The organism is Pseudomonas sp. CHM02 (assembly GCF_000612585.1).
Taxonomy (GTDB): domain Bacteria; phylum Pseudomonadota; class Gammaproteobacteria; order Pseudomonadales; family Pseudomonadaceae; genus Aquipseudomonas.
In genome coordinates this window covers 1-21997 of record NZ_JFCA01000067.1, presented here as the reverse complement: position 1 = coordinate 21997, position 21997 = coordinate 1, and the positions used below count along the sequence as shown (strand labels likewise).

At 61.4% G+C, this 21997-nt stretch carries 27 protein-coding genes; 14 read left to right on the top strand and 13 right to left on the bottom strand.

The annotated features are described in order from the left end of the window. Nucleotides 1-43 precede the first annotated feature (43 nt). Together BM70_RS0128485 and BM70_RS0128480 are read right to left on the bottom strand one after the other, a co-directional pair. A complete protein-coding gene (locus BM70_RS0128485; protein ID WP_025859177.1) occupies nt 44-2554 on the bottom strand; it encodes an ABC transporter permease in 2511 nt (836 codons plus the stop codon). Beyond that, entirely contained in the window at nt 2554-3237 is a 684-nt protein-coding gene (locus BM70_RS0128480) for an ABC transporter ATP-binding protein (RefSeq protein ID WP_010176179.1), read from the bottom strand. The genes BM70_RS0128485 and BM70_RS0128480 overlap by 1 nt, the downstream gene beginning before the upstream one ends. Nucleotides 3238-3247: 10 nt before the next feature. Between BM70_RS0128480 and BM70_RS0128475 the strand changes: the two genes are divergently transcribed. The 3 genes from BM70_RS0128475 to BM70_RS0128465 all read left to right on the top strand — a co-directional run bounded on the left by BM70_RS0128475 (nt 3248) and on the right by BM70_RS0128465 (nt 5247). Then, complete coding sequence (locus tag BM70_RS0128475) at nt 3248-3853, top strand: arylesterase (RefSeq protein ID WP_025859176.1); 606 nt, start codon at nt 3248-3250, stop codon at nt 3851-3853. 58 nt (nt 3854-3911) lie between these two features. Next, the gene (locus BM70_RS0128470) at nt 3912-4205 is read left to right on the top strand and encodes a hypothetical protein (RefSeq protein ID WP_025859175.1); all 294 of its coding nucleotides are present in this window, start codon (nt 3912-3914) and stop codon (nt 4203-4205) included. Nucleotides 4206-4278: 73 nt separating this feature from the next. Further along, nucleotides 4279-5247, top strand: coding sequence for a L,D-transpeptidase family protein (locus tag BM70_RS0128465; protein ID WP_025859174.1), 969 nt, complete (start codon nt 4279-4281; stop codon nt 5245-5247). A 120-nt stretch (nt 5248-5367) separates the two neighbouring features. On the opposite strand, the gene oprI is transcribed toward BM70_RS0128465, so the two are convergent. Beyond that, a complete protein-coding gene (oprI, locus tag BM70_RS0128460) occupies nt 5368-5619 on the bottom strand; it encodes an outer membrane lipoprotei OprI (protein WP_003172710.1) in 252 nt (83 codons plus the stop codon). A 611-nt stretch (nt 5620-6230) separates the two neighbouring features. Here oprI and BM70_RS0128455 point away from each other — a divergent pair. Further along, a complete protein-coding gene (locus BM70_RS0128455; RefSeq protein WP_003189869.1) occupies nt 6231-6512 on the top strand; it encodes a GNAT family N-acetyltransferase in 282 nt (93 codons plus the stop codon). 66 nt (nt 6513-6578) lie between these two features. Here the strand turns inward: BM70_RS0128455 and BM70_RS0128450 are convergent, their stop codons facing one another. Both BM70_RS0128450 and BM70_RS0128445 read right to left on the bottom strand, forming a co-directional pair. Beyond that, on the bottom strand, nt 6579-7655 hold the full coding sequence (locus BM70_RS0128450) for a 3-deoxy-7-phosphoheptulonate synthase (protein WP_010211874.1): 1077 nt from the start codon (nt 7653-7655) through the stop codon (nt 6579-6581). Nucleotides 7656-7786: 131 nt separating this feature from the next. Then, nucleotides 7787-8221, bottom strand: a complete 435-nt coding sequence (locus BM70_RS0128445; RefSeq protein ID WP_025859173.1) for a PilZ domain-containing protein — start codon at nt 8219-8221, stop codon at nt 7787-7789. Between BM70_RS0128445 and BM70_RS0128440 the strand changes: the two genes are divergently transcribed. The 5 genes from BM70_RS0128440 to cysB all read left to right on the top strand — a co-directional run bounded on the left by BM70_RS0128440 (nt 8220) and on the right by cysB (nt 12126). Then, on the top strand, nt 8220-8606 hold the full coding sequence (locus BM70_RS0128440) for a co-chaperone YbbN (RefSeq protein WP_025859172.1): 387 nt from the start codon (nt 8220-8222) through the stop codon (nt 8604-8606). The genes BM70_RS0128445 and BM70_RS0128440 overlap by 2 nt on opposite strands. Continuing rightward, nucleotides 8603-9556, top strand: a complete 954-nt coding sequence (locus BM70_RS0128435; protein ID WP_025859171.1) for a putative 2-dehydropantoate 2-reductase — start codon at nt 8603-8605, stop codon at nt 9554-9556. The genes BM70_RS0128440 and BM70_RS0128435 overlap by 4 nt, the downstream gene beginning before the upstream one ends. Nucleotides 9557-9571: 15 nt before the next feature. Next, a complete protein-coding gene (locus BM70_RS0128430) occupies nt 9572-10477 on the top strand; it encodes a 5'-nucleotidase (RefSeq protein WP_025859170.1) in 906 nt (301 codons plus the stop codon). Nucleotides 10478-10547: 70 nt separating this feature from the next. Beyond that, entirely contained in the window at nt 10548-11048 is a 501-nt protein-coding gene (locus BM70_RS0128425; RefSeq protein WP_025859169.1) for a universal stress protein, read from the top strand. A gap of 103 nt (nt 11049-11151) precedes the next feature. Continuing rightward, nucleotides 11152-12126: an HTH-type transcriptional regulator CysB gene (cysB, locus tag BM70_RS0128420; protein ID WP_012722988.1), complete on the top strand. Its 975-nt coding sequence runs from the start codon at nt 11152-11154 to the stop codon at nt 12124-12126. A 121-nt stretch (nt 12127-12247) separates the two neighbouring features. On the opposite strand, the gene BM70_RS0128415 is transcribed toward cysB, so the two are convergent. Continuing rightward, complete coding sequence (locus BM70_RS0128415) at nt 12248-12730, bottom strand: GreA/GreB family elongation factor (protein ID WP_025859168.1); 483 nt, start codon at nt 12728-12730, stop codon at nt 12248-12250. Nucleotides 12731-12735: 5 nt separating this feature from the next. After that, entirely contained in the window at nt 12736-13104 is a 369-nt protein-coding gene (locus tag BM70_RS0128410; protein ID WP_025859167.1) for a hypothetical protein, read from the bottom strand. A gap of 132 nt (nt 13105-13236) precedes the next feature. On the opposite strand from BM70_RS0128410, the gene earP reads away from it, so the two are divergent. Then, the gene (gene earP, locus BM70_RS0128405) at nt 13237-14370 is read left to right on the top strand and encodes an elongation factor P maturation arginine rhamnosyltransferase EarP (RefSeq protein WP_025859166.1); all 1134 of its coding nucleotides are present in this window, start codon (nt 13237-13239) and stop codon (nt 14368-14370) included. A gap of 49 nt (nt 14371-14419) precedes the next feature. After that, nucleotides 14420-14992 (top strand): elongation factor P, encoded by a 573-nt coding sequence (locus tag BM70_RS0128400; protein ID WP_003172723.1) that lies wholly within the window; start codon nt 14420-14422, stop codon nt 14990-14992. Nucleotides 14993-15057: 65 nt separating this feature from the next. On the opposite strand, the gene BM70_RS0128395 is transcribed toward BM70_RS0128400, so the two are convergent. The 4 genes from BM70_RS0128395 to BM70_RS0128380 all read right to left on the bottom strand — a co-directional run bounded on the left by BM70_RS0128395 (nt 15058) and on the right by BM70_RS0128380 (nt 18215). Beyond that, complete coding sequence (locus BM70_RS0128395; protein WP_025859165.1) at nt 15058-16074, bottom strand: alpha/beta hydrolase; 1017 nt, start codon at nt 16072-16074, stop codon at nt 15058-15060. Between the two features lie 28 nt (nt 16075-16102). Then, nucleotides 16103-16522: an organic hydroperoxide resistance protein gene (locus BM70_RS0128390; RefSeq protein WP_025859164.1), complete on the bottom strand. Its 420-nt coding sequence runs from the start codon at nt 16520-16522 to the stop codon at nt 16103-16105. 209 nt (nt 16523-16731) lie between these two features. Then, on the bottom strand, nt 16732-17184 hold the full coding sequence (locus BM70_RS0128385) for a MarR family winged helix-turn-helix transcriptional regulator (RefSeq protein ID WP_025859163.1): 453 nt from the start codon (nt 17182-17184) through the stop codon (nt 16732-16734). 80 nt (nt 17185-17264) lie between these two features. Then, nucleotides 17265-18215 carry a LysR family transcriptional regulator gene (locus BM70_RS0128380; RefSeq protein WP_025859162.1) on the bottom strand — a complete coding sequence of 317 codons (951 nt, stop codon included), beginning with the start codon at nt 18213-18215 and terminating at the stop codon, nt 17265-17267. Nucleotides 18216-18324: 109 nt separating this feature from the next. Between BM70_RS0128380 and BM70_RS0128375 the strand changes: the two genes are divergently transcribed. Continuing rightward, entirely contained in the window at nt 18325-19074 is a 750-nt protein-coding gene (locus BM70_RS0128375; protein WP_025859161.1) for a sulfite exporter TauE/SafE family protein, read from the top strand. On the opposite strand, the gene BM70_RS0128370 is transcribed toward BM70_RS0128375, so the two are convergent. Next, nucleotides 19064-19945: a LysR family transcriptional regulator gene (locus BM70_RS0128370; RefSeq protein ID WP_043274414.1), complete on the bottom strand. Its 882-nt coding sequence runs from the start codon at nt 19943-19945 to the stop codon at nt 19064-19066. The genes BM70_RS0128375 and BM70_RS0128370 overlap by 11 nt on opposite strands. A gap of 70 nt (nt 19946-20015) precedes the next feature. On the opposite strand from BM70_RS0128370, the gene BM70_RS0128365 reads away from it, so the two are divergent. Both BM70_RS0128365 and BM70_RS0128360 read left to right on the top strand, forming a co-directional pair. After that, complete coding sequence (locus tag BM70_RS0128365; RefSeq protein ID WP_025859159.1) at nt 20016-20222, top strand: DUF1127 domain-containing protein; 207 nt, start codon at nt 20016-20018, stop codon at nt 20220-20222. A 45-nt stretch (nt 20223-20267) separates the two neighbouring features. Continuing rightward, entirely contained in the window at nt 20268-21497 is a 1230-nt protein-coding gene (locus BM70_RS0128360) for a winged helix-turn-helix domain-containing protein (RefSeq protein ID WP_025859158.1), read from the top strand. Nucleotides 21498-21595: 98 nt separating this feature from the next. Here the strand turns inward: BM70_RS0128360 and BM70_RS31645 are convergent. Then, nucleotides 21596-21997: 3-deoxy-7-phosphoheptulonate synthase (locus tag BM70_RS31645; protein ID WP_043274412.1), on the bottom strand; the 402-nt coding region annotated here is incomplete at its 5' end.

The following is a 21997-nucleotide window of genomic DNA, read 5'->3' as shown; positions in this document are numbered from 1 at the left end:
GCCATTGGCCCGCACGCTGTGAAGCGCGCGGGCCAACGGCATTTCAACCTTCGCGCAACACGGTCAGCGGGCTGGCGTTCAATGCGCGGCGAGTGCCGAACACGCCGGCACCGCCGATCAGCACGGCGCCAATCACCGGCAGTAACAGCAGCCATGGGTGAGGGTGCCAGGCCAGGTCAAACGCGTAGCGGTACAGCACGAACGTCACCAGCTCCGTGCCCAGCGCCGCCAGCAGCCCGCTGACGGCGCCCAGCAAACCGAACTCGATGCGCCTGGCCTTGACCAACAGCTTGCGTTCGGCACCCAGTGCACGCAGCAGCGCTCCTTGGCGGATGCGCTCATCCAGGGTGGCTTGCAGGCCGGAGAACAGCACCGCCATGCCCGCCGCCAGCACAAACAGGAGCACGTACTCCACTGCCAGGGTCACTTGGGCAAGGATGCTGCGCAGTTGCTCCAACAACGCCTCGACCTGCAGGATGGTCACCGCAGGAAACGCCCGGGACAGGTCGACGATCTGCTGGTCATGTCCTGGCGCCAGATAGAAGCTGGTCAGGTAGGTGGTCGGCAGGTCCTTCAAAGTGCCCGGCTGGAAAATCATGAAGAAGTTGGGTTGGAAGTTATCCCAGTTGATGGTCCGCAGGCTGGTGACCCGCGCCTCACGATTTTCCCCGCCCACCGTGAACACCAGATGGTCATTGAGCTTGAGCTTGAGGCTTTCCGCTACCTTGGCTTCTACGGAGACGCCAGGGATTTCGTCGGTGGGTTGCTGTGACCACCACGAGCCCGCTGTGAGGGCGTTGCCTGGCGGCAGGTCGGCGGCCCAGGTCAGGCTCAGGTCGCGTTGTACCGCACGATCGCCGCTGGAATCCTTGCTGACGATTTCCTGCACGGGCTCGCCATTGATACTGATCAAGCGACCCGGCACCACGGGGTAAAGCGGCGCCGATTGTGCCTGCACTTCCAGCAGGCGCGTGCCAAAGGCTTCCTTGTCGGCTGGCAGGATATTCAGGGCGAAATAGTTGGGCGCGTCCTTGGGCAACTGGTTTTGCCAGGTGTCGAGCAACTCGCCACGCAACAGGGCGATCAAGCCCATGGACAACAGGATCAAACCAAACGCCAGGGATTGACCGGCTGCCGCCAGCGGGTGGCGCAGCAACTGGCCCAGGCCCAGGCGCCAAGGCAGGGAGGCACGGGCCAGCAGGCGACGCAGGCTTTGCAGCAGCAGCAGGAGCAGGCCGCCGAGTACCAGCGCAGCCACCACGCCGCCGCCGAGCAGGGCGAAGGTCAGCACCAGGTCGAGACTCAGGCGCCACATGATCAGCCCCAGCGCAAGCAACGCCGCGCCGTAGACCATCCAGGTGCTGGAAGGAATCGGCAGCAGGTCGCGGCGCAATACCCGCAGCGGTGGCACGCGGCCCAGTGCGGCCAGGGGCGGCAGGGCGAAACCGGCGAGGGCCACCAGCCCGGTGCCGATCCCGGCAATCGCCGGTAGCAGCCCGCCGGGTGGCACGTCCGCCGGGAGCAGGTCGTGAAGGAAGTAGAACAGGCCAAACTGTGCCAGCCAGCCGAGGAGGGCGCCGGTCAGGCTGGCCAGCAACCCCAGGACGCTCAGTTGCAGGCTGAACAGCAACATGGCTTCACGTCGCGACAACCCCAGGCAGCGCAGCAATGCACTGGCGTCGAAACGTCGGGTGGCGAAGCGATTGGCCGACAGCGCCACGGCCACGCCGGCCAACAGTACTGCCACCAGGCTGGCCATGTTCAGGTAGCGTTCGGCCTTGCCCAGGGCGCCGCCGATCTGTTGGTTGCCATCCCGGGAGTCCTGCAGGCGCTGGTTGGCGGCGAGGCCCGGCTTGACCAGGTCACGATAGGTTTGCAGCACGGTGCTGCCCTGTGGCCCGCGCCACAGTTCGCGATAACTGACGCGGCTGCCTGGCTGCACAACGCCGGTAGCGTCGAGGTCCGCCAGGTTGATCATCACCCTGGGCGTGAGGCTGTAGAAGTTGCCGGCGCGGTCCGGCTCGTAGGTGAGGACGCGGGCAAGGCGCAATGTCTTCATGCCCACATCGATGCTGTCGCCGACCTTGAGGTTCAGTGCGGTCAGCAGCCGCGCTTCCACCCAGGCTTCACCGGGTTTCGGGCCGCCACCGGGTGTCTCCTCGCCAAAAGGCGCCGCCGCGCTTTTCAGTTCACCCCGCAGCGGGTACTGCTCGTTGACCGCCTTGATACTGGAGAGCTGGATGCCGTTATCGGCGGCAATGACGCTGGAGAACTCCACGACGCGGGCGTGATCCAGGCCCAGCTCGGTGCCGGACTGGATTTGCTCGGGACGGGCCGGCGAGCTGCCTTCGAGCACCAGGTCGGCGCCGAGGAATTCGGTGGCGCGCAACAGCATGGCGCCATTGAGGCGCGCACCGAAGTAACCGATGGCGGTGCTGGCGGCCACGGCCACCAACAAGGCGAAGAACAACACGCGCAATTCGCCGGCGCGGGCGTCGCGCAGTAATTGGCGCATGGCAAGGCTGAACAGGCGCAACAGCGGCAAACGTGCCATCAAGGCTCCAGGGGCGCGACCATCAGGCCGGCTTCAAGGCGGATCAGGCGTCGGCAACGGTGGGCCAGGCGCTCGTCGTGGGTGACCAGCACCAGGGTCGTGCCGCTTTCTTTGTTGAGTTCGAACAGCAGGTCGCTGATGCGTTCGCCGGTGTGGCTGTCGAGGTTGCCGGTGGGTTCATCGGCAAACAGCACGTCCGGTTCTGCGGCGAAGGCGCGGGCAATGGCTACCCGTTGCTGTTCGCCACCGGAGAGTTGGCGTGGCGAGTGGGTCAGGCGTTGGCCCAGGCCTACGCGTTCCAGCAAGTGCCGGGCGCGCTCGCGAGCGTCTTTGCGGCCGTCCAGTTCCAGCGGCAGCATGACGTTTTCCAGCGCGTTGAGGCTGTCGAGCAATTGGAACGACTGGAACACGAAGCCGACGTGCTCGGCGCGGATGCGCGCACGCTGGTCTTCGTCGAGGGTACTGAGGGCTTGCCCGGCGAGGGTGACTTCGCCGCTGCTGGGCAGATCGAGGCCGGCCAGCAGGCCCAGGAGGGTGGATTTGCCGGAACCGGAAGCACCAACGATAGCCAGGCTATCGCCCTTGTTCAGTTCCAGGCTCAGTTCGTGCAGGATAGTCAGTTCACCTTCCGCGCTGGGAACCACTTTGCTAAGGTTCCGCGCGGTGAGAATGCTTGCGCCCATGGAGAATCCGATGCGAATGTGGTTTTTGAGTGCTGGCCTGGCCTTGATGTGCATGGCCCAGAACGCAGCGGCGGGTACAGTCCTGATCGTTGGCGATAGTATCAGTGCCGGTTTCGGCCTGGATACCAGCAAAGGGTGGGTTGCCCTGCTGCAGCAACGGCTCAAGCAGGAAGGTTTCGACGATAAAGTGGTCAATGCCTCCATCAGCGGCGATACCAGTGCCGGAGGCCTGGCGCGGCTGCCGGCGGCGCTTGCAGCGCATAAGCCGGACGTGGTGGTGATTGAGTTGGGTGGCAATGACGGCCTGCGCGGCCAGCCGCCTGCGCAATTGCAACAAAATCTTGCGTCGATGATTGACCAGTCCAAGGCCAGTGGCGCGAAGGTATTGCTTCTGGGCATGCAGATACCGCCCAACTACGGCAAGCGTTATGTCGAGGCGTTCGCAAAGGTGTTCGGCGATGTGGCCACGGATAAAAAAGTCCCGCTGGTGCCGTTTTTCCTCGATGGCGTGGGCGGTCATCCGGAGCTGATGCAGGCCGATCAACTTCACCCGGCGGTCGGCGCCCAGGGCAAGTTGCTGGAAAATGTCTGGCCGACGCTAAAACCGCTGTTATGACGCTTTTCTACCGGCAGGCTTTCGGCTAAGGTGGCGCCCCCCCGATTTGGAGCCCTTGATGTCGCGTCCTGCCTGGTCCCTGTTTAACTACCAACTGATCGAGCCGGACGAGCAGCTGGATCTGTTCGCCTGCCAGGAAGTGCGGGTGCATCTGGTGACGCGTCAGCTGGAACTGGGCGGCTCCATCGATCGTACGCTGTGCGGCACCCTGTTGCCGGCGCAACCACGGTGGTCGCGGGTCGATCGTTCGATCTTCCAGGACCAGCGCCTGTGCCCTTTGTGCCGTGCCATCCTGGAATCCCAGAAGCGTGGTACGCCGCCGATCTGGCCGGAGCTGCGTTTCGAGTTGTAGGGGGCAGCTAGAAGCACGCTTCACGTATACAATCGATGTTTACCTCCCCGTCGTTCTGCGAAGGATTTTCCGGATGTTGTCGCGCCTTTCCGTCGTCACCTGCTGCCTGTCTCTTGCTGCACTTTGTGCGGCCGGTTCTGCGTCCGCTTTGCAGTTGCCCTTGCCCCCACCGGGTGAAGACATCGTCGGTCAGGTCCAGGTGATCAAGGCCAAGTACGAAGACACCTTTGCCGACCTGGGCACCACCTATGACCTGGGCTATTCGGAGATGGTCGCGGCCAACCCCGGCGTGGATGCCTGGTTGCCGGGCGCGGGTACCGAGATCGTGCTGCCGACGCGTTTCATCCTGCCGCCCGGCCCTCGGGAAGGCATCGTGATCAACCTGGCGGAATACCGGCTGTATTACTTTCCCAAGGGCCAGAACGTGGTCTACACCTTCCCGCTGGGGATCGGTCGTGAAGGCTGGGGGTCGCCAATCGCCCACACCAGCATCATTGCCAAGACACCCAACCCGACCTGGACGCCGCCGGCCTCGATCAAGGCCGAGCATGCCGCCAACGGCGACCCGCTGCCCAACGTGGTGCCGGCTGGCCCGGACAACCCGCTGGGCCCGTTCAAGTTCACCCTGGGTACGCCGGGTTACCTGATCCACGGTTCCAACATGAAATTTGGTATCGGCACGCGTACAAGTCACGGTTGCTTCCGCATGTTCAACAACAACGTGCTGGAGATGGCCGGCATGGTGCCGGTGGGGACCTCGGTGCGCATCATCAACGATGCCTACAAGTTCGGCAGCAGTGGCGGCAAGGTCTACCTTGAGGCACATACACCGTTGAATGATGACGGTACGCCGTCGGTGGTCGACAAGCACACCGCGGTGATCAACGCCTTGCTCAAGCGTGAAGACCTGGCCAATAACCTGCGGGTCAACTGGGACCAGGTGCGCGACGTGGTCGCGGCGGAAGATGGGCTGCCGACGGAAATCGGCGTACCTGGCGCAGCCTCGGTCGCCGCCAGTGCGCCGATCGATCTGCAGCAGTAACGCTGTTTGATCAACAGCCCGCTACGGCGGGCTTTTTATTGCCCGCGATTGGCACAAACCCCAAGCAATAAAAAAGCCGACCCATAAATGGATCGGCTTGATAACAACCCCGAGGGATTATTACTTGCGGCTAGCTTTTTCAAGCATACGCAGGGCGCGCTCGTTAGCTTCGTCAGCAGTCTGTTGTGCTTTTTGAGCAGCAGCCAGCGCTTCATCAGCTTTACGGTAGGCTTCGTCTGCACGAGCCTGGGAGCGAGCTGCTGCGTCTTCAGTTGCAGTCAGACGAGCTTCGGTTTCTTTGGAGACGCTGCTGCAACCGGTAGCCAGAACTGCGGCCAGAGCCAGAGCAGAGAATTTCAGAACGTTGTTCATCGTGTTCCCCTTCAAGGACTTTCTATTAAATGGCTAGTTTCTCAGAGTGAGCTAATAGCCGGCGTACATACTACCCATTACTTGTAGTAAGTAAACTGACGTAGCGCAAGAAGCAAAAAAAATTCTTGCGCCGAATCTATTTTGGCTAATCTTTTGGAGGTTTGTATAAAAACCGTCCAAATTTTTTCAATCAGGCGAAAATTGGATCCAGGCTGAAAGGGCCGGCCCGCATGTGTTAAGCCTTGTAAACAGATGAAAATTTATATATCCACGCTGACACTTCCGTTCAGCCTGGCTTTGCGTGGCCCAGCATCTTTTGCGCATGTAGAGGTGACTTTAAGAGCGCCTGTTCGTCTTAAGGTTCAACTGCCGGCAATGTTCAGGCTTTCGATCATCGTTGATCGGGGCCCTTTCTATATCCACCAGCGGCAGGGGATGACGAGTGCGCCTTGAGCAATTGCGGGATTGGTGCCTACTATTCCCTACGTGCTGGTTGTGAGCGCTCAGGGTTTTCTCGTTGTCGAAACCGGCACGGGGTGGCGTAGATGTTCCTTCGCCGGAAAAACATCGGTAAGGTAGGGGTCAGAAACCAAGACCCGCGAGGAGTAGTGATGAGCGAGGCGTTGTCCATCCACCATGACCAGGCTGGTCATCAGTTCGAGACCAATGTGGACGGTCATCGTGCCTATCTGACCTATATGGACCTCGGCAAACAGACCCTGGATATCTATCGGACCTTCGTGCCCAACGCACTGCGGGGTCGTGGTATCGCGGCGGCATTGACCGAGGAAGCCTTGAAGTTCGCCGAAGAGGCAGGCTACACGGTGATCCCGTCCTGCTCCTACGTCGAACGCTACATGGAGCGCCACCAGCGCCATGCCGCGAAGCTGTAAACCTTAGACAGCAGCATGAAAAACGCCGGGCTTAGCCCGGCGTTTTTGTGTGCGCTCGATACAGACTCAGGTGCGCTTGCGCTTGGGCAATACGTCCTTGAGCTTGGCGTGCATGCTGCGCAGGGTGTTTTCGGTGGCGGACCAATCGATGCACGCATCGGTGATCGACACGCCGTACTGCAAGTCGGCCAGGTCTTTTGGAATTGCCTGGCAACCCCAGTTCAGGTGGCTCTCGACCATCAGGCCGATGATCGACTGGTTGCCTTCGAGGATCTGGTTGGCGACGTTTTCCATCACCAGCGGCTGCAGGGCCGGGTCCTTGTTGGAGTTGGCGTGGCTGCAGTCGACCATGATGTTCGGCTTGATCTTGGCCTTGTTCAGTGCCTGCTCGCACAGGGCCACGCTGACCGAATCATAGTTGGGCTTGCCGTTGCCGCCACGCAGCACCACGTGACCGTAGGCGTTGCCCTTGGTGGTGACGATGGATACGCCACCTTCCTGGTTGATACCCAGGAAACGGTGCGGGCTGGAGACCGATTGCAGCGCGTTGATCGCCACGGTCAGGCCGCCGTCGGTGCCGTTCTTGAAGCCCACGGCCGAGGACAGGCCGGATGCCATTTCACGGTGAGTCTGGGATTCGGTGGTACGTGCGCCGATGGCCGACCAACTGATCAAGTCCTGCAGGTACTGCGGGGAGATCGGGTCCAGGGCTTCGGTGGCAGTGGGCAGGCCCATCTCGGCCAGGTCCAGCAGCAACTGACGACCGATGTGCAGGCCGTCCTGGATCTTGAACGAGTCGTCCAGGTACGGGTCGTTGATCAAGCCTTTCCAGCCGACGGTGGTACGCGGTTTTTCGAAATAGACGCGCATCACCAGGTACAGGGTGTCGGACACTTCCGCCGCCAGCACCTTGAGGCGCTCGGCGTACTCGTGGGCAGCCTTGAGGTCGTGGATCGAGCAAGGCCCGATGACGACGAAGAGGCGGTGGTCGGTGCCGTCGAGAATGTCACGGATGACTTCGCGGCCCTTGGTGACGGTCTGCAGGGCAGCGTCGCTCAAAGGGATTTCGCGCTTGAGCTGATCGGGCGTGATCAGGGTCTCGTTGGATTCGACGTTTAGGTCATTGATCGGTAAATCAGCCATCGTGTTACTCGTCAGGGTCACGGGTGCCGGCCGCCAGCCATCCCCGTGCGGCGGAGCACAGCATGATTTGAATGCAGGGGGGAGGAACCTTAGCGCGTAACACGGGCCCGCGACAATGGGCAAAGCCCGCTTTAATCCAGCGCTGGCGCCACAAATGCCTCATGGGAGAACTCGCTGGCATGGCGCGATACCCACTCACGGGCCAAGGCTTCGAGTTGCTGGGGTGTCGGTTCGGCGTCTTCGTGCTGGCGGCAGTAGCGCTCTATCCGGCATGCTTGCTCACCCATTCGCGCACCGAACAGCGCATGCTCGTCGGTAAACGAGACGCCGACACGGTAGCCGTTTTCCACCTTGCGGCACCACGCCACATAGCCTGGATAACGCGCGCTGGCGCCCAGTGAAGGGATCTGCAGATCCACGGCCGTGCCCTCGCGCCAGGCGCGCGGCCAATTGCAGGCGACACCGCCCAGGCCGATAGTGTGCAGGCGTTGGCGGGGTATAGCGGGAGAGGGACGTTGGATTAACTCGACAGCGGCATCATCAGGGTGAGGTAAAAAACGACCCATGTACACGGACTCCGAGCACCGTCCAATTGACGGCGGTGGCAGCAGTATAGTGAAGGAACTGGAATTGACCGACCTGGATATTGACCAGCAATTGCTGGGATTGCCAGGTATTTCGCTCGTCGTGTTCACAAGCCCTGGGTGTTCCAGTTGCCGTTGGGCACGCCAGCAATTGCCGGGCTGGCCGTTGCCGGTGGACCGGGTGTGCTGGGTGGACGCCGGGGACAACGGCGGTGCGGTCGAACGCTACCAGATCTTTCATTTGCCGGCGTTGTTCGTGGTGTGCGAGGGTCAATTCTTCGGGCAACTGCAGACGCGTCTTACACGGTCTGACCTTGCTGACTCCATTGACCAAGCGCTTACCCGCACTCCAGAGGATCTGCCATGACCGCACCATCACCCCGTATCGGCATTATCGGCACCGGCGCCATCGGGGGTTACTACGGCTTGATGCTGGCGCGCGCCGGTTTCGATGTGCACTTCCTGTTGCGCAGTGAATACGCGGCCGTCAGCGAGCGTGGCCTGCACCTCAACAGCACCGTGCATGGACCCTTGCACCTGCACCCGGTGCAGGCCTATGCCCGCGCCGCCGATATGCCGCCTTGCGACTGGCTGCTGGTTGGCACCAAGTCGACCGGCAACCTCGAGCTGGCCCCGACCATCGCCCAGGTGGCGGCGCCGGACGCCAAGGTGGTGTTGCTGCAGAACGGCCTCGATGTCGAAGACAGCCTGCGTGAACATTTGCCGCCGTCGCTGCACCTGCTCGGCGGCCTGTGCTACATCGGCGTGCACCGTTCTGCCCCCGGCGTTATCGAGCACCAGGCCTTGGGCCGGGTCAACCTGGGGTATCACAGCGGCACGGCGGCCAATGATGCCGCCCTGCAAAAGGCGATTGTCGACGCCGGCGCCGCGTTGTTTCACCAGGCCGGCATCGAGTCCCAGGCCATGGCCAATGTGCATCAGGCCCGGTGGTACAAGCTGGTGTGGAACGTCCCCTACAACGGCCTCTCGGTGTTATTGGGCACCGGCACCACGGCCATGATGGCGGACGAGTCCAGCCGCGAACTGATCCAGGCGCTGATGGCTGAAGTGGTGCAGGGCGCCCACGCCTGTGGTCACGACATACCCCAGAGCTACGCCGAGCAGATGTTCACCATGACCGAAACCATGGACGACTACCTGCCGAGCATGTACCACGATCACGTGCACAAACGCCCGCTGGAACTGGAGGCGATCTATGCCCGGCCACTCGCCGCGGCAAAAGCCGCCGGTTGCGAATTGCCGCGAATGCAGGCGCTCTACCAGGCGTTAAGTTTTATTGATCGGCATAACCGCTGAGTCGGGGGACACACCATGGCAAAGGGCTTGGGCGACAAACTGGTGCTGGCGATTTCCTCGCGGGCACTCTTCGACTTGAGTGAAAGCCACAAGGTCTACCTGGCCGAAGGGGTCGAGACCTACCGTCAATACCAGATCGAACACGAGGAGGAAATCCTCGAGCCCGGTGACGCCTTCCCGCTGGTCAAGAAGCTGCTCAGCCTCAATGCCAGCCTCGGCCGCGCCCGGGTCGAAGTGGTGCTGGTGTCGCGCAACAGTGCCGACACCGGCTTGCGTGTGTTCAATTCAATCCAGCATTACGGCCTGGATATTTCCCGCGCCGCTTTCGTGGGCGGGCGTAGTCCTTATCCGTATCTGGCGGCGTTTGGCTGCCATCTGTTTCTTTCGACCCATGCTGAAGATGTGCGCAGTGCCCTTGATGCCGGGTTTGCGGCGGCAACGATTCTGTCCGGCGGCCCGAACCGCGCCTCCAGCGAAGAACTGCGCATTGCCTTTGATGGTGATGCAGTGCTGTTCTCCGATGAGTCGGAGCGTGTGTACCAGGCCGGCGGCCTGGAAGCGTTCCAGGCCAATGAGCGGGAGTCGGCGCGCCAGCCTTTGCACGGCGGTCCTTTCAAGGGTTTTCTGGCGGCCCTCAACTTGTTGCAGCGCGAGTTTCCCGATGAAGCCTGCCCGATCCGCACCGCCCTGGTCACTGCACGATCGGCGCCGTCACACGAGCGGGTGATTCGCACCTTGCGTGAGTGGGATATCCGCCTGGACGAGTCATTGTTCCTCGGCGGCCTGGAAAAGTCCGCGTTCCTGGAGGCCTTTGCCGCCGATGTGTTTTTCGATGACCAGGCCGGTCATTGTGAGAAGGCCATGGAGTTTGTGGCCACCGGGCACGTGCCCCATGGCATCAGTAATGAGGTGAAGATCTAAGTCAATCCAAGTCGCCTGGGCGCTGCTAAGCTCATTTCATCTCCGCCATCCTGGCAGCCCAGGAGGTTCTATGATTGGTTCGATGCTGTACGCCACGGACCTCGGTCTGTACGCGCCTTATGTGATGCAGCATGCGCTGGCGCTGGCCCGGACGTTCAAGGCAGATTTGTATGTGATTCACGTGGTCGAGCCCATCGGGTTGTTCGCCGAATCGGTGTTACAGAGCTACCTTGATGAGCAGGCCCTGAGCGAATGGCAGAGCCAGGGGCTGACCACGGTGATGGCGACGATCGAGCAGCGGGTGCTGGACAGTTTTCGCGAGGAGTTGGGGGACGGGGAGCAGGACCTGAAGTTGATTCGCTCGGTACGGGTGATCCAGGGGGACCCGTGCGATGTGATACTCGACCAGTTGCGCAAGCTGTCCGTCGACCTGTTGATCGTCGGCAGTCATAGCCACGCAACTGCGGCGGCCACTCCGTTGGGGCGCACGGCTGCGCGGGTGCTGCAGCTGTCTACGGTGCCGGTTTACCTGGTGCCTTCATTGCAACGTCGCCGCAGTGATGACGTGTGATGGATGAAAACGATAAAAAGTTCTAGATTTATCCATCAAACCTTTAATATAGTTATATGCCGTCGCTGATACCCGTGGCGTCTATCTGCTTTGAGGGACACATATGAAGCTTCAACAACTGCGCTACATCTGGGAAGTGGCGCACCACGACCTCAACGTTTCCGCTACCGCTCAAAGCCTTTACACCTCGCAACCCGGTATCAGCAAGCAGATCCGCCTGCTCGAAGACGAGCTGGGCGTCGAAGTGTTCGCGCGCAGCGGCAAGCACCTGACCCGTGTCACTCCGGCCGGTGAGCGCATCATCACCACCGCTGGCGAAATCCTGCGCAAAGTCGAAAGCATCAAGCAGATCGCCCAGGAATTCTCCAACGAGAAGAAGGGCACCCTGTCCATCGCCACCACCCACACCCAGGCACGTTATGCATTGCCGCCGGTGATCCGCGATTTCATCAAGCAGTACCCTGACGTGGCGTTGCACATGCACCAGGGCTCGCCGATGCAGATCGCCGAGATGGCCGCTGACGGCACCGTTGATTTCGCGATCGCCACCGAGGCCCTCGAGCTGTTCGGTGACCTGGTGATGATGCCGTGCTACCGCTGGAACCGCTGCGTCGTCGTGCCGCAAGGTCACCCATTGGCCAAGCTGCCGAAGCTGACCCTGGAGGCCCTGGCCGAATACCCGATCGTGACGTACGTGTTCGGCTTCACCGGCCGTTCCAAACTCGACGAAGCCTTCAGCCATCGCGGCTTGACGCCAAAAGTAGTCTTCACCGCGGCCGACGCCGACGTGATCAAGACCTACGTGCGACTGGGCCTGGGCGTCGGTATCGTCGCCAAGATGGCGGTCGACACTGCGCTCGACAAAGACCTGGTGGTGCTCGATGCCAGTGAGCTGTTCGAGTCCAGCGTGACTAAGATCGGCTTCCGCCGTGGCACGTTCCTGCGTGGCTTCATGTGCGATTTCATCGAGAAGTTTGCACCGCACCTGACCCGTGAAGTCATGGCCAAGGCGATCCAGTGCCACAACAAGCAGGAACTGGAAGAGCTGTTTGATGGCGTTGAGCTGCCCGTCCATTAAGTGAATGAATGCGATCCACTGTAGGAGCGAGCGTGCTCGCGAAAATCGTCAACGATAACGCAGGGGGCCAGGATTCACGCGGCGTGCTTGCGTTCTTCGCGAGCAAGCTCGCTCCTACAGGTTATTTGGCGTCGGTAACCGTGAAGTGTTGCCGGGCGCCGGCCACCCGAATCTCCACCTCATCCCCTTCGAACTTGCCCAGCAGGCTTTTGCCCAGCGGCGAACGCGGGGTGATGACGGTCACCGGTTGCCCGACCACGTCCACCTTCAAACCCGCCGCGTCCGGCGCCAGGAACAGCCACTGCTGGCGACCGTTTTCGTCTTCCAGGCCCAGTAGCGCGCCGACTTCTATACCCCGCTGATCGTCGTAGGCCCGCAGTGCCATGTTCTGGCACAGCGCCAGTGCCTGCTTGATCTCCTCGACACGCTTGGCTTGCCCGGCCGCCAGGTAGGACGCCTCCAGCCCCAGGGTGTCGTATTTGTTTTCAGCGATGTTTTCTTCGTGGGTCGCGGTTTCGTAGGCGGTCTGTGCGGCACGTTGCGCGATATCGAGGTCGACGCTGAGCTTTTCCAGGATCAGTTGGTGGACGGCGTGTTTATTCATGGTCATCAATCGCAGAATTGCAGGACATTGGCCCGGGTCTTTTCGTTGGGCGCGTTCTGGTCCTGTTGCAGCCAGAACTGGCATTTGGGGTTGGACAGGTTGCGTGCATTGTTGCGGGCCTGGTCCAGGCTTTGTTGCTGTTCCTGCTTCTGCAGGTTCTGCTGGTATTGCTCGAACATGCGATTAGGCGGTTCAGGCGCCACAACCGCTGGCTTGCCCAATTGCTGCACCGCCTGGGCCATCGGCGCCAGGCTTTGCGGGAACAGGTAGCGCGACGCCAGCCAGGTGGTCAGCACAATGGCGATAAACCCCAGCCACACGCCAAACGCGATAGCGGCACTGAGCTTGAACAGCGACAACGGACGATCAGACATGATGGCCTCCTGGCGGGCATTGACGGCGTGGCGGCGATTGTCGCACAGCCGCTGCGCAGAATAATCGCGATCAAGCCTTCTGCATCGGTGCATTTATGCGGACAATCGAGCCTTTGAGCGTTGGAGCCCGGAATGAAAGCCCGCTGGGATATTTTTTGCAGCGTCGTCGACAACTACGGCGACATCGGCGTGACCTGGCGCCTGGCCCGGCAATTGGTGGCGGAGCATGCCTGCGATGTGCGTTTGTGGGTCGACGACCTGCGCGCCTTCGAGCGCATGTGCCCGGACATTGATGTGCAGCAAGACCTGCAATGGCAGGAAGGCGTCGAAGTGCGTCATTGGCCGGCCGAGTGGGTGGACGCGCCTGCGGCGGATGTGGTGATCGCCGCGTTCGCGTGCCAGTTGCCGCCTGACTACATGGAAGCCATGGCCGCACGTGAACGCACGCCATTGTGGATGAACCTGGATTACCTCAGTGCCGAAGAGTGGGTGGTGGGGTGTCACACGCTGCCGTCGGTGAAGTTCAAGGGCGTGCAGAAGTACTTCTTCTTTCCCGGGTTCCGGCCCGGCACGGGCGGTCTGTTGCGTGAGGCGCGATTGTTGGAGCAGCGTAGTGCGTTTCAGCAGGATGCCAGTGCGCAGCAACATTTCCTGCAGTCCCTGGGCGTATTTCCTGCAGCCGGTGCGCGGCTGATATCGCTGTTTGCCTACGAAAATGCCGGGCTGGCCAGTTGGCTGGAGGTGTTATCGACGGACGGGCGTGCCACTCATCTGTTGGTTCCCGAAGGGCGCATTCTTGGCGATGTGCAGCGCTGGCTGGGCCTGGACCGGCTGGCAGCGGGAGCTATCCAGCAGCGCGGATCGCTGACCGTGCAGGTCATTGCGTTCGTGCGCCAGGAGCAATATGACCGCCTGTTGTGGTGCTGCGACTTCAATGCCGTGCGCGGCGAAGACTCGTTCGTGCGCGCCCAATGGGCCGGGCGCCCGCTGCTGTGGCACATCTACCGTCAGGACGAAGACATCCATCTCGACAAGCTCGATGCCTTCCTCGAGCTGTACACCGCCGACTTATCAGCGGCGGCAAGGGCGGCATTGATCGGGCTCTGGCAAGCCTGGAACACGGAGGCCGATATGGCTCAAGCGTGGAAAATGCTGCTGGAACACTGGCCAGAGGTGAGCCAACACGCCGAAACATGGTGTCTGGAACAGGGCTTGCAGGCCGATCTTGCGACGGCGCTGGTGAAGTTTTATGAAAGTTGGATATGATACGCCACCTTGAATTTTGTAAATCCCATCCAAATTTCGGATATATGCAATGAAAACTGGTAAAGAACTGAAACCCGGTACAGTGATCCGTCTCGAAAACGACCCTTGGCTGGTTCAGAAAGCTGAGTTCACCAAGTCTGGTCGTAACAGCGCAATCATGAAGACCAAGCTGAAGAACCTGCTGACCGGTTACAAGACCGAGATCGTCTACAGCGCCGATGACAAACTGGACGACGTGATCCTCGACCGCAAAGAAGCGACCCTGTCCTTCATCAGCGGCGACACCTACACGTTCATGGACACCACCGACTACACCATGTACGAGCTGAACGCTGAAGATATCGAAGCTGTTCTGCCGTTCATCGAAGAAGGCATGGAAGACGTCTGCGAAGCTATTTTCTTCGAAGAGCGCCTGGTTTCCGTAGAGCTGCCGACCACCATCGTGCGTAAAGTGGCCTACACCGAAGGTTCCGCTCGCGGCGACACTTCGGGCAAGGTGATGAAACCTGCCAAGCTGAGCAACGGTACCGAACTGCAAGTAGCCGATTTCATCGAAATCGACGACCTGATCGAGATCGACACCCGCGAAGGTGGTTCGTACAAAGGTCGCGCCAAGAAGTAATTCTGGCCCTGCCGATACGAAAAAAAGCCCGACCATGCGTCGGGCTTTTTTATGCGCGTTACGTTTTACTTCAGGTGTTGCTTCAGCTCATCCGAGGCCTGGAGCAGGGCTGAACGTACGGCCGGCACCTGGCTGACGACGTTGAGCAAACCGTAGTCGTGAATCATGCCGTTGTAGCGCACGGCGGTCACCGGTACACCGGCGGCATCCAGCTTGCGGGCATAGGCCTCGCCTTCATCACGCAGCACATCGGCGCCGGCAGTCTGGATCAGCGCGGGCGGCAAGCCCTTGAGCTGGTCGGTGGTTGCCCGCAGCGGCGAGGCGTAGATCTCGGCGCGTTGGTTCGCGTCGGTGGTGTAGTTGTCCCAGAACCACTTCATCATGTTCTTGGTGAGGAAGTGCCCTTCGGCGTACTGGTTGTAGGACCCGGTGTCGAAGTTGGCGTCGGTCACCGGCCACAGCAACAGTTGGAACTTGATCGCCGGTGTACCCTTGTCCTTGGCCATCAGGCTGACCACCGCCGCCATGTTGCCGCCGACACTGTTGCCCGCTACCGCCAGACGCTTGCCGTCGACATTGATCTCTTGGCCATGCTCGGCCACCCATTTGGTCGCGCCGTAGGCCTGGTTGATCGCCACCGGGTAATGTGCTTCCGGCGAAGGCGTGTAGTTGACGAACACCGCCACCGCACCCGAACCCACGACCAGATCCCGTACCAGGCGTTCATGGGTCGGGTAATCCCCCAACACCCAGCCGCCGCCGTGGAAGAACATGAACACGGGCAATGTGCCCTTGACCCCGGCCGGACGCACGATGGTCAGGTCCAGCGGCTTGCCATCGACCTGAATGGTCTTCTGGCTTACATCGGCCTTGGGCAAGGTCAGTTTCACACCCGCCTGGGCGCCGGTCAGTACGGCGCGGGCGTCCTTGGGCGTCAGCTGTTCCATCGGTTTGCCGGTGCCTGCGTTCAACACATCCAGGAAGGCCTGGGTGTTGTGCTCGACTTCACCCGTCGCCGCAAAGGCGTTGGTGATGGACAGGGCGAGCAGGGTGCCGGTGAGCGCTTTACCAATTGTGTTCATTTCGTTCTCCAGGGGCGGCCGAGGTCATTTAGACAGTCACGTGCAGGCGTACATCAACGTTGCCACGGGTGGCGTTGGAGTACGGGCAGACTTGGTGAGCGGCGTCGACCAGGCTTTGCGCGTCATCCTGGGCCAGGCCGGGCAGGCTGATGTGCAGGTCGATATCCAGACCGAAACCGCCGGGGATCTGGCCGATGCCGACGTGGGCCGTGATCGAGGCGTCGTCCGGGATTTTGCGTTTGGTCTGGCTGGCGACGAACTTCAGGGCGCCGATAAAGCACGCCGAGTAGCCGGCAGCGAACAGTTGTTCCGGGTTGGTGGCCTGGCCACCAGCACCGCCCAGTTCTTTGGGGGTGGCGAGTTTGACGTCGAGGATATTGTCGCTGGAAACAGCACGACCATCACGGCCGCCGGTGGAAGTGGCTACTGCGGTATAGAGCGTTTGCATGGTGTCGTCCTCTTTGATTTTTAGCGCTAAATGTTTGCGCGCTAAGTAGTTGGTGAGATGAATGTATCGCGCTAATGTTTAGCGTGCAAGATAAATTTTCAAATTTTTCCAGCTTGAGGCGATGATCTGTAGGAGCCGGCTTGCCGGCGATTGTGTTGTATCAGATGTACCGCGATCGCCGGCAAGCCGGCTCCTACATGGGAAGGGGACTAAACGCTGGCCTGCAGGTTGGCGCGCAACGCGATCAGGTCGCTTTGCAGCTTGCGCAGTTGGTCCAGTTCCAGGCCGCTGGCGCCGAGGATGCACTGCGGAATACCCATGGCCTTGTCCTGCAGGGCACGACCGGCACCGGTCAACTCCACGACCACGACCCGTTCATCTTCGCGGCTACGGGTACGGCTGAGCAGGCCTTCGGCTTCCAGGCGCTTGAGCAGGGGGGTGAGCGATCCCGGGTCGGTCAACAGGCGGCTGCTGATTTCGCCGACGGTCAAACCATCCTCTTCCCACAGCACCATCATGGCCAGGTATTGCGGGTAGGTCAGGCCGAGGGCTTGCAGCAGTGGCTTGTAGACCTTGGTCATCAGCAGCGACGTGGAGTGCAGGGCGAAGCACAGCTGGTTGTCCAGCAGCAGGGATTCGCAGGGATCAGGATTCTTGCTCATGGCGGTACCTCGAAAAAGCGTGTCTGGGCTGGAATCTAGCGGGCAAATCTTTAATGCGCCAGATAATTCTGTCCGGGCACTCAGACCAAGCCACTTTGCAGGGCCAGGTCCCAGGGCGGCACCGGGCTGAAACGGGTTTTCAGGTATTCCAGCAACAGCCGGCTGCGCGCGTTGGGTTGTTGTTCCAGGCGCAACGCATAGATCCCGGTGGTCTCGGGGCTGGGCAGGCCGTTTTCGCAAAACAGTGGCAGCAGTTCGCCGCGTACCAGGTATTCGCTGGCCAACCAAGTGGGCAGATGGGCGATGCCCAACCCGGCGAGGGCGCCGGACAGCAAGGCTTCGGCGTTATTGGCACTCATGCGGATGCGTTGCGGGCGATAGGTCGCGCGGCGTCCATCCTGTTCGAAACGCCAGGCGAACATTGGCGACAGGCCATCCCAGTCCAGCCCGTCGTGTTCGCTGAGCTCTCGAGGGTGGGTCGGTGTACCACGGTTTTTCAGGTAGGCCGGGCTGGCGCAGGCGATGCGCACGATGCTCGCCAAGGGCGTAGCGATCAACCGGGTGTCGACGATATGCCCGGCGCGCAGCACCAGATCCACCTTGCCCAGGTGCGCACCCTGCATGTCCACGAAGCTGTCGATCAGATGCAGGTGCACGTCCAGGCCTGGGTACACGTTAAGGAAGTCTGCAATCACCGGCGCCAGATGCCGCCGCCCGAACGCTGCGGGCGCGTCCACCCGAATCAGGCCTTCCGGCGCATGGCTCAGGGACACCGCCTCGGCCCGCGCCAGCTGCAACTCGCTGACAATCCGTCGCGCCCGTTCGGCAAACGCAAGGCCTGCTGGCGTTGGCACCACCGCGTGGGTGCTGCGCTGGAACAAACGGCTGCCCACCGAGCTTTCCAGGCTGTCGATGCGTCGCGCTACTGCCGAGGGTGTCAGCGGATGGCGGCGGGCGGCGGCGGAAAAGCTGCCGGTTTCCAGGACATCGAGAAACAGGCCCAGTTGATCGGTCAGGGTATTGGGATTCATCGAATAGACGCTTGTGCGAGATTGGCACAGCCATTGTGCGTTGCTGTGCGTTTCCGCGCCAGAGCTGACTGCGTAGCATGCAAGGCCTGGGATTGTGGAGTGACGTACGGTGTTGGATCTAGCGATGTACCTGGTATTGGGCGCGGCCCTCGGCACGGTGGGCGGCCTGTTTGGCATTGGCGGCGGCTTGATTGCCATTCCGGTGCTGGGCGTGTTGTTCGGCCTGGACCAGCAGTTGGCTCAAGGTACAGCGCTGGTGATGGTGGTGCCCAACGTGATGCTGGCGCTGTGGCGCTATCACCAGCGCAATCGCATCGAGTTGCGCCATGCGCTGCCGTTGGGCGTGATGGGTTTCAGTTTTGCCTGGCTCGGTTCGATCTGGGCGGTGGGGCTGGATGCGGGCGCGATGCGCGTCGGCTTTATCGCCTTCTTGTTGACGCTTTCGGCCTACAACCTGCTGCGCATGTTCACCCGCAATGCACCGCCGACGGCGCAGATGCGTTATTCCTGGCCTTGGCTTGGGGTGCTCGGTGCCGCCTCCGGCTCCATGGGCGGTTTGTTCGGGGTGGGTGGCGCGGTGGTTGCCACGCCCGTACTGACCAGCCTGTTCGGCACCACCCAGGTCGTCGCCCAAGGCCTGTCCCTGGCCTTGGCGCTGCCGAGCACCAGTGTGACCCTGGTCACCTACGCCTGGCACCACGAGGTGGACTGGATGATCGGCGTACCGTTGGCCGTCGGCGGCTTGCTGAGTATCAGCTGGGGCGTGAAAGTCGCCCACGCACTGCCGGAACGCGTACTGCGTGGCCTGTTCTGCGGCTTCCTGGTGGTGTGCGCGGTGATGCTGACCTTTAAAGTCTGAAGCCTTCGAGGATGTACTCGGCCAGGCATTCGGTGATCGGCGAGGTCATTGCCGGGTTGCGCAGCAATCGAAGATTCATCGACGGCAAAGGCGGGAAACCTTCTTCGCTGCCGAGTACGCGCAGGTCGTCGGTCACCAGGCTTTCCATGCTGACCATCACCGCCAGGCCCGAACTTACCACGGCCTGAATCGCCGCCACGTTTGAGCTGTGGTAGGCCAGTCGGTAATCGCGCCCGGCGGCGTCCAGTGCTGCGCGGGTCCACTGGGTGCAGAAGCTGTCGATCCCGGAGATCGCCAGCGGCAGCGCATCGTGTTCGTCCACGCAGAAGCAAGGGGCCGCCGCCCATACCATGCGCTCAGTGCGCAGCAACTCGCCGATCTCGTTGCCGGGCTCGCGGCTGATCACGGTCAGCGCCAGGTCCCGACGCTGCATCAACACCGTCGAAGCTTCGCAGTGCATCTCGATCTGGATCAGCGGATACGCCTTGGAAAAGCGTTTGAGAATCCCCGGCAGGAAACGCATCACGTAGTCGTCCGGCGTGCCGATGCGCACCAACCCCACCATGTGCGGTTCGCGCAGGGTATTGAACACCTCGCTGTGCAGTTTCAGGATGCGCCGCGCGTAGCCCAGCAACACCTGGCCTTCAGGCGTCAGCCGCACCTGGCGGCCATCGCGCTCGAACAGCTTGCGCTGCAACACGTCTTCTTCCAGGCGTTTCATCTGCATGCTCACCGCCGACTGGGTGCGGTTGACCAGTTCACCTGCGCGGGTAAAACCGCCCTGGTCAGCGATGGCGACGAAGGTGCGCAGCACTTCAGTGTCGATGCTCGGGTAGCTGGACAATTGATCAATCTCAGAGATGTATTGCATAAGAAACATTCGTTGGATTGATCATAAGGCCAGGCACACACTCGCGTCATCCCCATTGGAGGGCGAGAAGATGAAAGGTCAAAGAGGTTTTATGTTGATGGCGAAACGTCCGTTTGCCGGGCTGTTTCACAAGGTTGCCCGTTGGCAGGCGCTGCATGAGGAGCGCCAGATGCTGGCAAGTCTGAGTGACGATGCGCTCAAGGACATCGGCCTCAATCGCGGCGACGTGGAGCAGGAGCGCCACCTGCATTTCTGGCAAGACCCGCTGCGAAAGTAAGCGCGGATGCAGTAGGGTAGGCGGCGAGCCCACACGGAGAACCCCATGCCTGCCGACCTGTCTTTTTCACTCAAGCAAGCTCGACGCATGGCGCTGGCGGCCCAGGGGTTTTCCGGGCGCCAGGCGCCTGCACTGATCAAGGCTGCGCACCTTAATCGCATCATCGAACGCCTGGGCGTGTTGCAGATCGATTCGGTCAATGCGGTGGTGCGCTCCCATTACCTGCCGCTGTTTTCCCGCCTGGGCAATTACTCCCCGTTGATGCTTGAACAGGCTGCCTGGAGCCAGGGACGACGGCGTTCGTTGTTCGAATACTGGGGCCATGAGGCATCGCTGCTGCCAATGGCGCTGTACCCGCTGATGCGCTGGCGCATGGAGCGGGCCAAGCAGGGCCAGGGTATTTATTCGCAGATGGCGCGCTTTGGGCGTGAGCAACAGGCCACGATTCAGCGTGTGCTACAGACGGTCGAGCAACAAGGCGCGCTGGGTGCCGGCAGCTTGTCGACCCGTGAGGAGCGCGCCGGCCCGTGGTGGGACTGGAGCGACGAAAAACACGCGCTGGAATGGCTGTTTGCCGCCGGCCTCGTCACGGTTGCGGGGCGGCGTGGGTTTGAGCGGCTCTACGATTTGCCGGAGCGGGTCATTCCCGGCGATATCCTGCAAGCCACTGTCACGGAGGCCGAGGCCCAGCGCGGCCTGCTGTTGCACAGCGCCACTGCATTGGGCGTAGGCACCGAGAAAGACCTGCGCGACTACTTCCGTCTCGATCCTGCCGACAGCCGCCATCGCCTGGCCGAACTCGTGGAAGACGGGCAGTTGCAGGCATGCCAGGTGCAAGGCTGGAAACAACCGGCGTATTGCCTGCCCGAGCCGAAAGTGCCACGCAAAGTGCCGGCCAGCGCATTGCTGTCACCGTTTGATTCGCTGGTGTGGGAGCGTGCGCGTACCGAGCGTCTGTTCGATTTCCGTTACCGCCTGGAGATCTATACGCCACAAGACAAGCGGGTGTACGGCTATTACGTGCTGCCGTTTCTGCACAACGAACGGATTGCCGCGCGCGTCGACCTGCGTGCCGAACGCGCCAACGGGCGCCTGGCCGTGCATGCGGTGCATGAGGAAGAGCCGGGGCTGGATGAGGAGGGGATGTTGGCGCTGGCGCAGAACCTGTTACAAATGGCCGGTTGGCTGGGGCTGGAACAGGTACAGCTCAATTGCCAGCGGCCGAGTGGCGACCGGTTGCGGGTGGCGATGATCACTCGGGGCAGTGCTCTCTAGGACGCCATCGCGGGCAAGCCCGGCTCCCACAGGGGGACGCTGGCACTGGTGGGAGCTGGGCTTGCCCGCGATGGCGTCAGAGCAGGCGACTTAACGTCTTAGCGTTTGACCTGTTTCAGCGTCTCGGCAATCAGGAACGCCAATTCCAGCGACTGATCGGCATTCATCCGTGGGTCGCAGTGGGTGTGGTAACGGTCCGACAAGCCATCCTCGGTGATCGGCCGTGCACCGCCGATGCATTCGGTGACGTTCTGCCCGGTCATCTCGATGTGAATCCCACCGGCATAGCTGCCCTCGGCCTGGTGCACCTGGAAGAATTCCTTCACCTCGCCCAGGATCTGCGCAAAGTCGCGGGTCTTGTAGCCGCTGCTGGCCTTGATGGTGTTGCCGTGCATCGGGTCCGAGCTCCACAGCACCTGCTTGCCCTCGCGCTGTACCGCGCGAATCAGGTTGGGCAGGTGGTCGCCGACCTTGCCCGCGCCCATGCGTGCAATCAGGTT

Excerpts from the sequence above, each read along its gene's own strand:
- BM70_RS0128485 (WP_025859177.1), bottom strand. The coding sequence starts at position 2,554 with ATGGCACGTTTGCCGCTGTTGCGCCTGTTCAGCCTTGCCATGCGCCAA.
- BM70_RS0128480 (WP_010176179.1), bottom strand. The coding sequence starts at position 3,237 with ATGGGCGCAAGCATTCTCACCGCGCGGAACCTTAGCAAAGTGGTTCCC.
- BM70_RS0128475 (WP_025859176.1), top strand. The coding sequence starts at position 3,248 with ATGCGAATGTGGTTTTTGAGTGCTGGCCTGGCCTTGATGTGCATGGCC.
- BM70_RS0128470 (WP_025859175.1), top strand. The coding sequence starts at position 3,912 with ATGTCGCGTCCTGCCTGGTCCCTGTTTAACTACCAACTGATCGAGCCG.
- BM70_RS0128465 (WP_025859174.1), top strand. The coding sequence starts at position 4,279 with ATGTTGTCGCGCCTTTCCGTCGTCACCTGCTGCCTGTCTCTTGCTGCA.
- oprI (WP_003172710.1), bottom strand. The coding sequence starts at position 5,619 with ATGAACAACGTTCTGAAATTCTCTGCTCTGGCTCTGGCCGCAGTTCTG.
- BM70_RS0128455 (WP_003189869.1), top strand. The coding sequence starts at position 6,231 with ATGAGCGAGGCGTTGTCCATCCACCATGACCAGGCTGGTCATCAGTTC.
- BM70_RS0128450 (WP_010211874.1), bottom strand. The coding sequence starts at position 7,655 with ATGGCTGATTTACCGATCAATGACCTAAACGTCGAATCCAACGAGACC.
- BM70_RS0128440 (WP_025859172.1), top strand. The coding sequence starts at position 8,220 with ATGTACACGGACTCCGAGCACCGTCCAATTGACGGCGGTGGCAGCAGT.
- BM70_RS0128445 (WP_025859173.1), bottom strand. The coding sequence starts at position 8,221 with ATGGGTCGTTTTTTACCTCACCCTGATGATGCCGCTGTCGAGTTAATC.
- BM70_RS0128435 (WP_025859171.1), top strand. The coding sequence starts at position 8,603 with ATGACCGCACCATCACCCCGTATCGGCATTATCGGCACCGGCGCCATC.
- BM70_RS0128430 (WP_025859170.1), top strand. The coding sequence starts at position 9,572 with ATGGCAAAGGGCTTGGGCGACAAACTGGTGCTGGCGATTTCCTCGCGG.
- BM70_RS0128425 (WP_025859169.1), top strand. The coding sequence starts at position 10,548 with ATGATTGGTTCGATGCTGTACGCCACGGACCTCGGTCTGTACGCGCCT.
- cysB (WP_012722988.1), top strand. The coding sequence starts at position 11,152 with ATGAAGCTTCAACAACTGCGCTACATCTGGGAAGTGGCGCACCACGAC.
- BM70_RS0128415 (WP_025859168.1), bottom strand. The coding sequence starts at position 12,730 with ATGAATAAACACGCCGTCCACCAACTGATCCTGGAAAAGCTCAGCGTC.
- BM70_RS0128410 (WP_025859167.1), bottom strand. The coding sequence starts at position 13,104 with ATGTCTGATCGTCCGTTGTCGCTGTTCAAGCTCAGTGCCGCTATCGCG.
- earP (WP_025859166.1), top strand. The coding sequence starts at position 13,237 with ATGAAAGCCCGCTGGGATATTTTTTGCAGCGTCGTCGACAACTACGGC.
- BM70_RS0128400 (WP_003172723.1), top strand. The coding sequence starts at position 14,420 with ATGAAAACTGGTAAAGAACTGAAACCCGGTACAGTGATCCGTCTCGAA.
- BM70_RS0128395 (WP_025859165.1), bottom strand. The coding sequence starts at position 16,074 with ATGAACACAATTGGTAAAGCGCTCACCGGCACCCTGCTCGCCCTGTCC.
- BM70_RS0128390 (WP_025859164.1), bottom strand. The coding sequence starts at position 16,522 with ATGCAAACGCTCTATACCGCAGTAGCCACTTCCACCGGCGGCCGTGAT.
- BM70_RS0128385 (WP_025859163.1), bottom strand. The coding sequence starts at position 17,184 with ATGAGCAAGAATCCTGATCCCTGCGAATCCCTGCTGCTGGACAACCAG.
- BM70_RS0128380 (WP_025859162.1), bottom strand. The coding sequence starts at position 18,215 with ATGAATCCCAATACCCTGACCGATCAACTGGGCCTGTTTCTCGATGTC.
- BM70_RS0128370 (WP_043274414.1), bottom strand. The coding sequence starts at position 19,945 with ATGCAATACATCTCTGAGATTGATCAATTGTCCAGCTACCCGAGCATC.
- BM70_RS0128365 (WP_025859159.1), top strand. The coding sequence starts at position 20,016 with ATGAAAGGTCAAAGAGGTTTTATGTTGATGGCGAAACGTCCGTTTGCC.
- BM70_RS0128360 (WP_025859158.1), top strand. The coding sequence starts at position 20,268 with ATGCCTGCCGACCTGTCTTTTTCACTCAAGCAAGCTCGACGCATGGCG.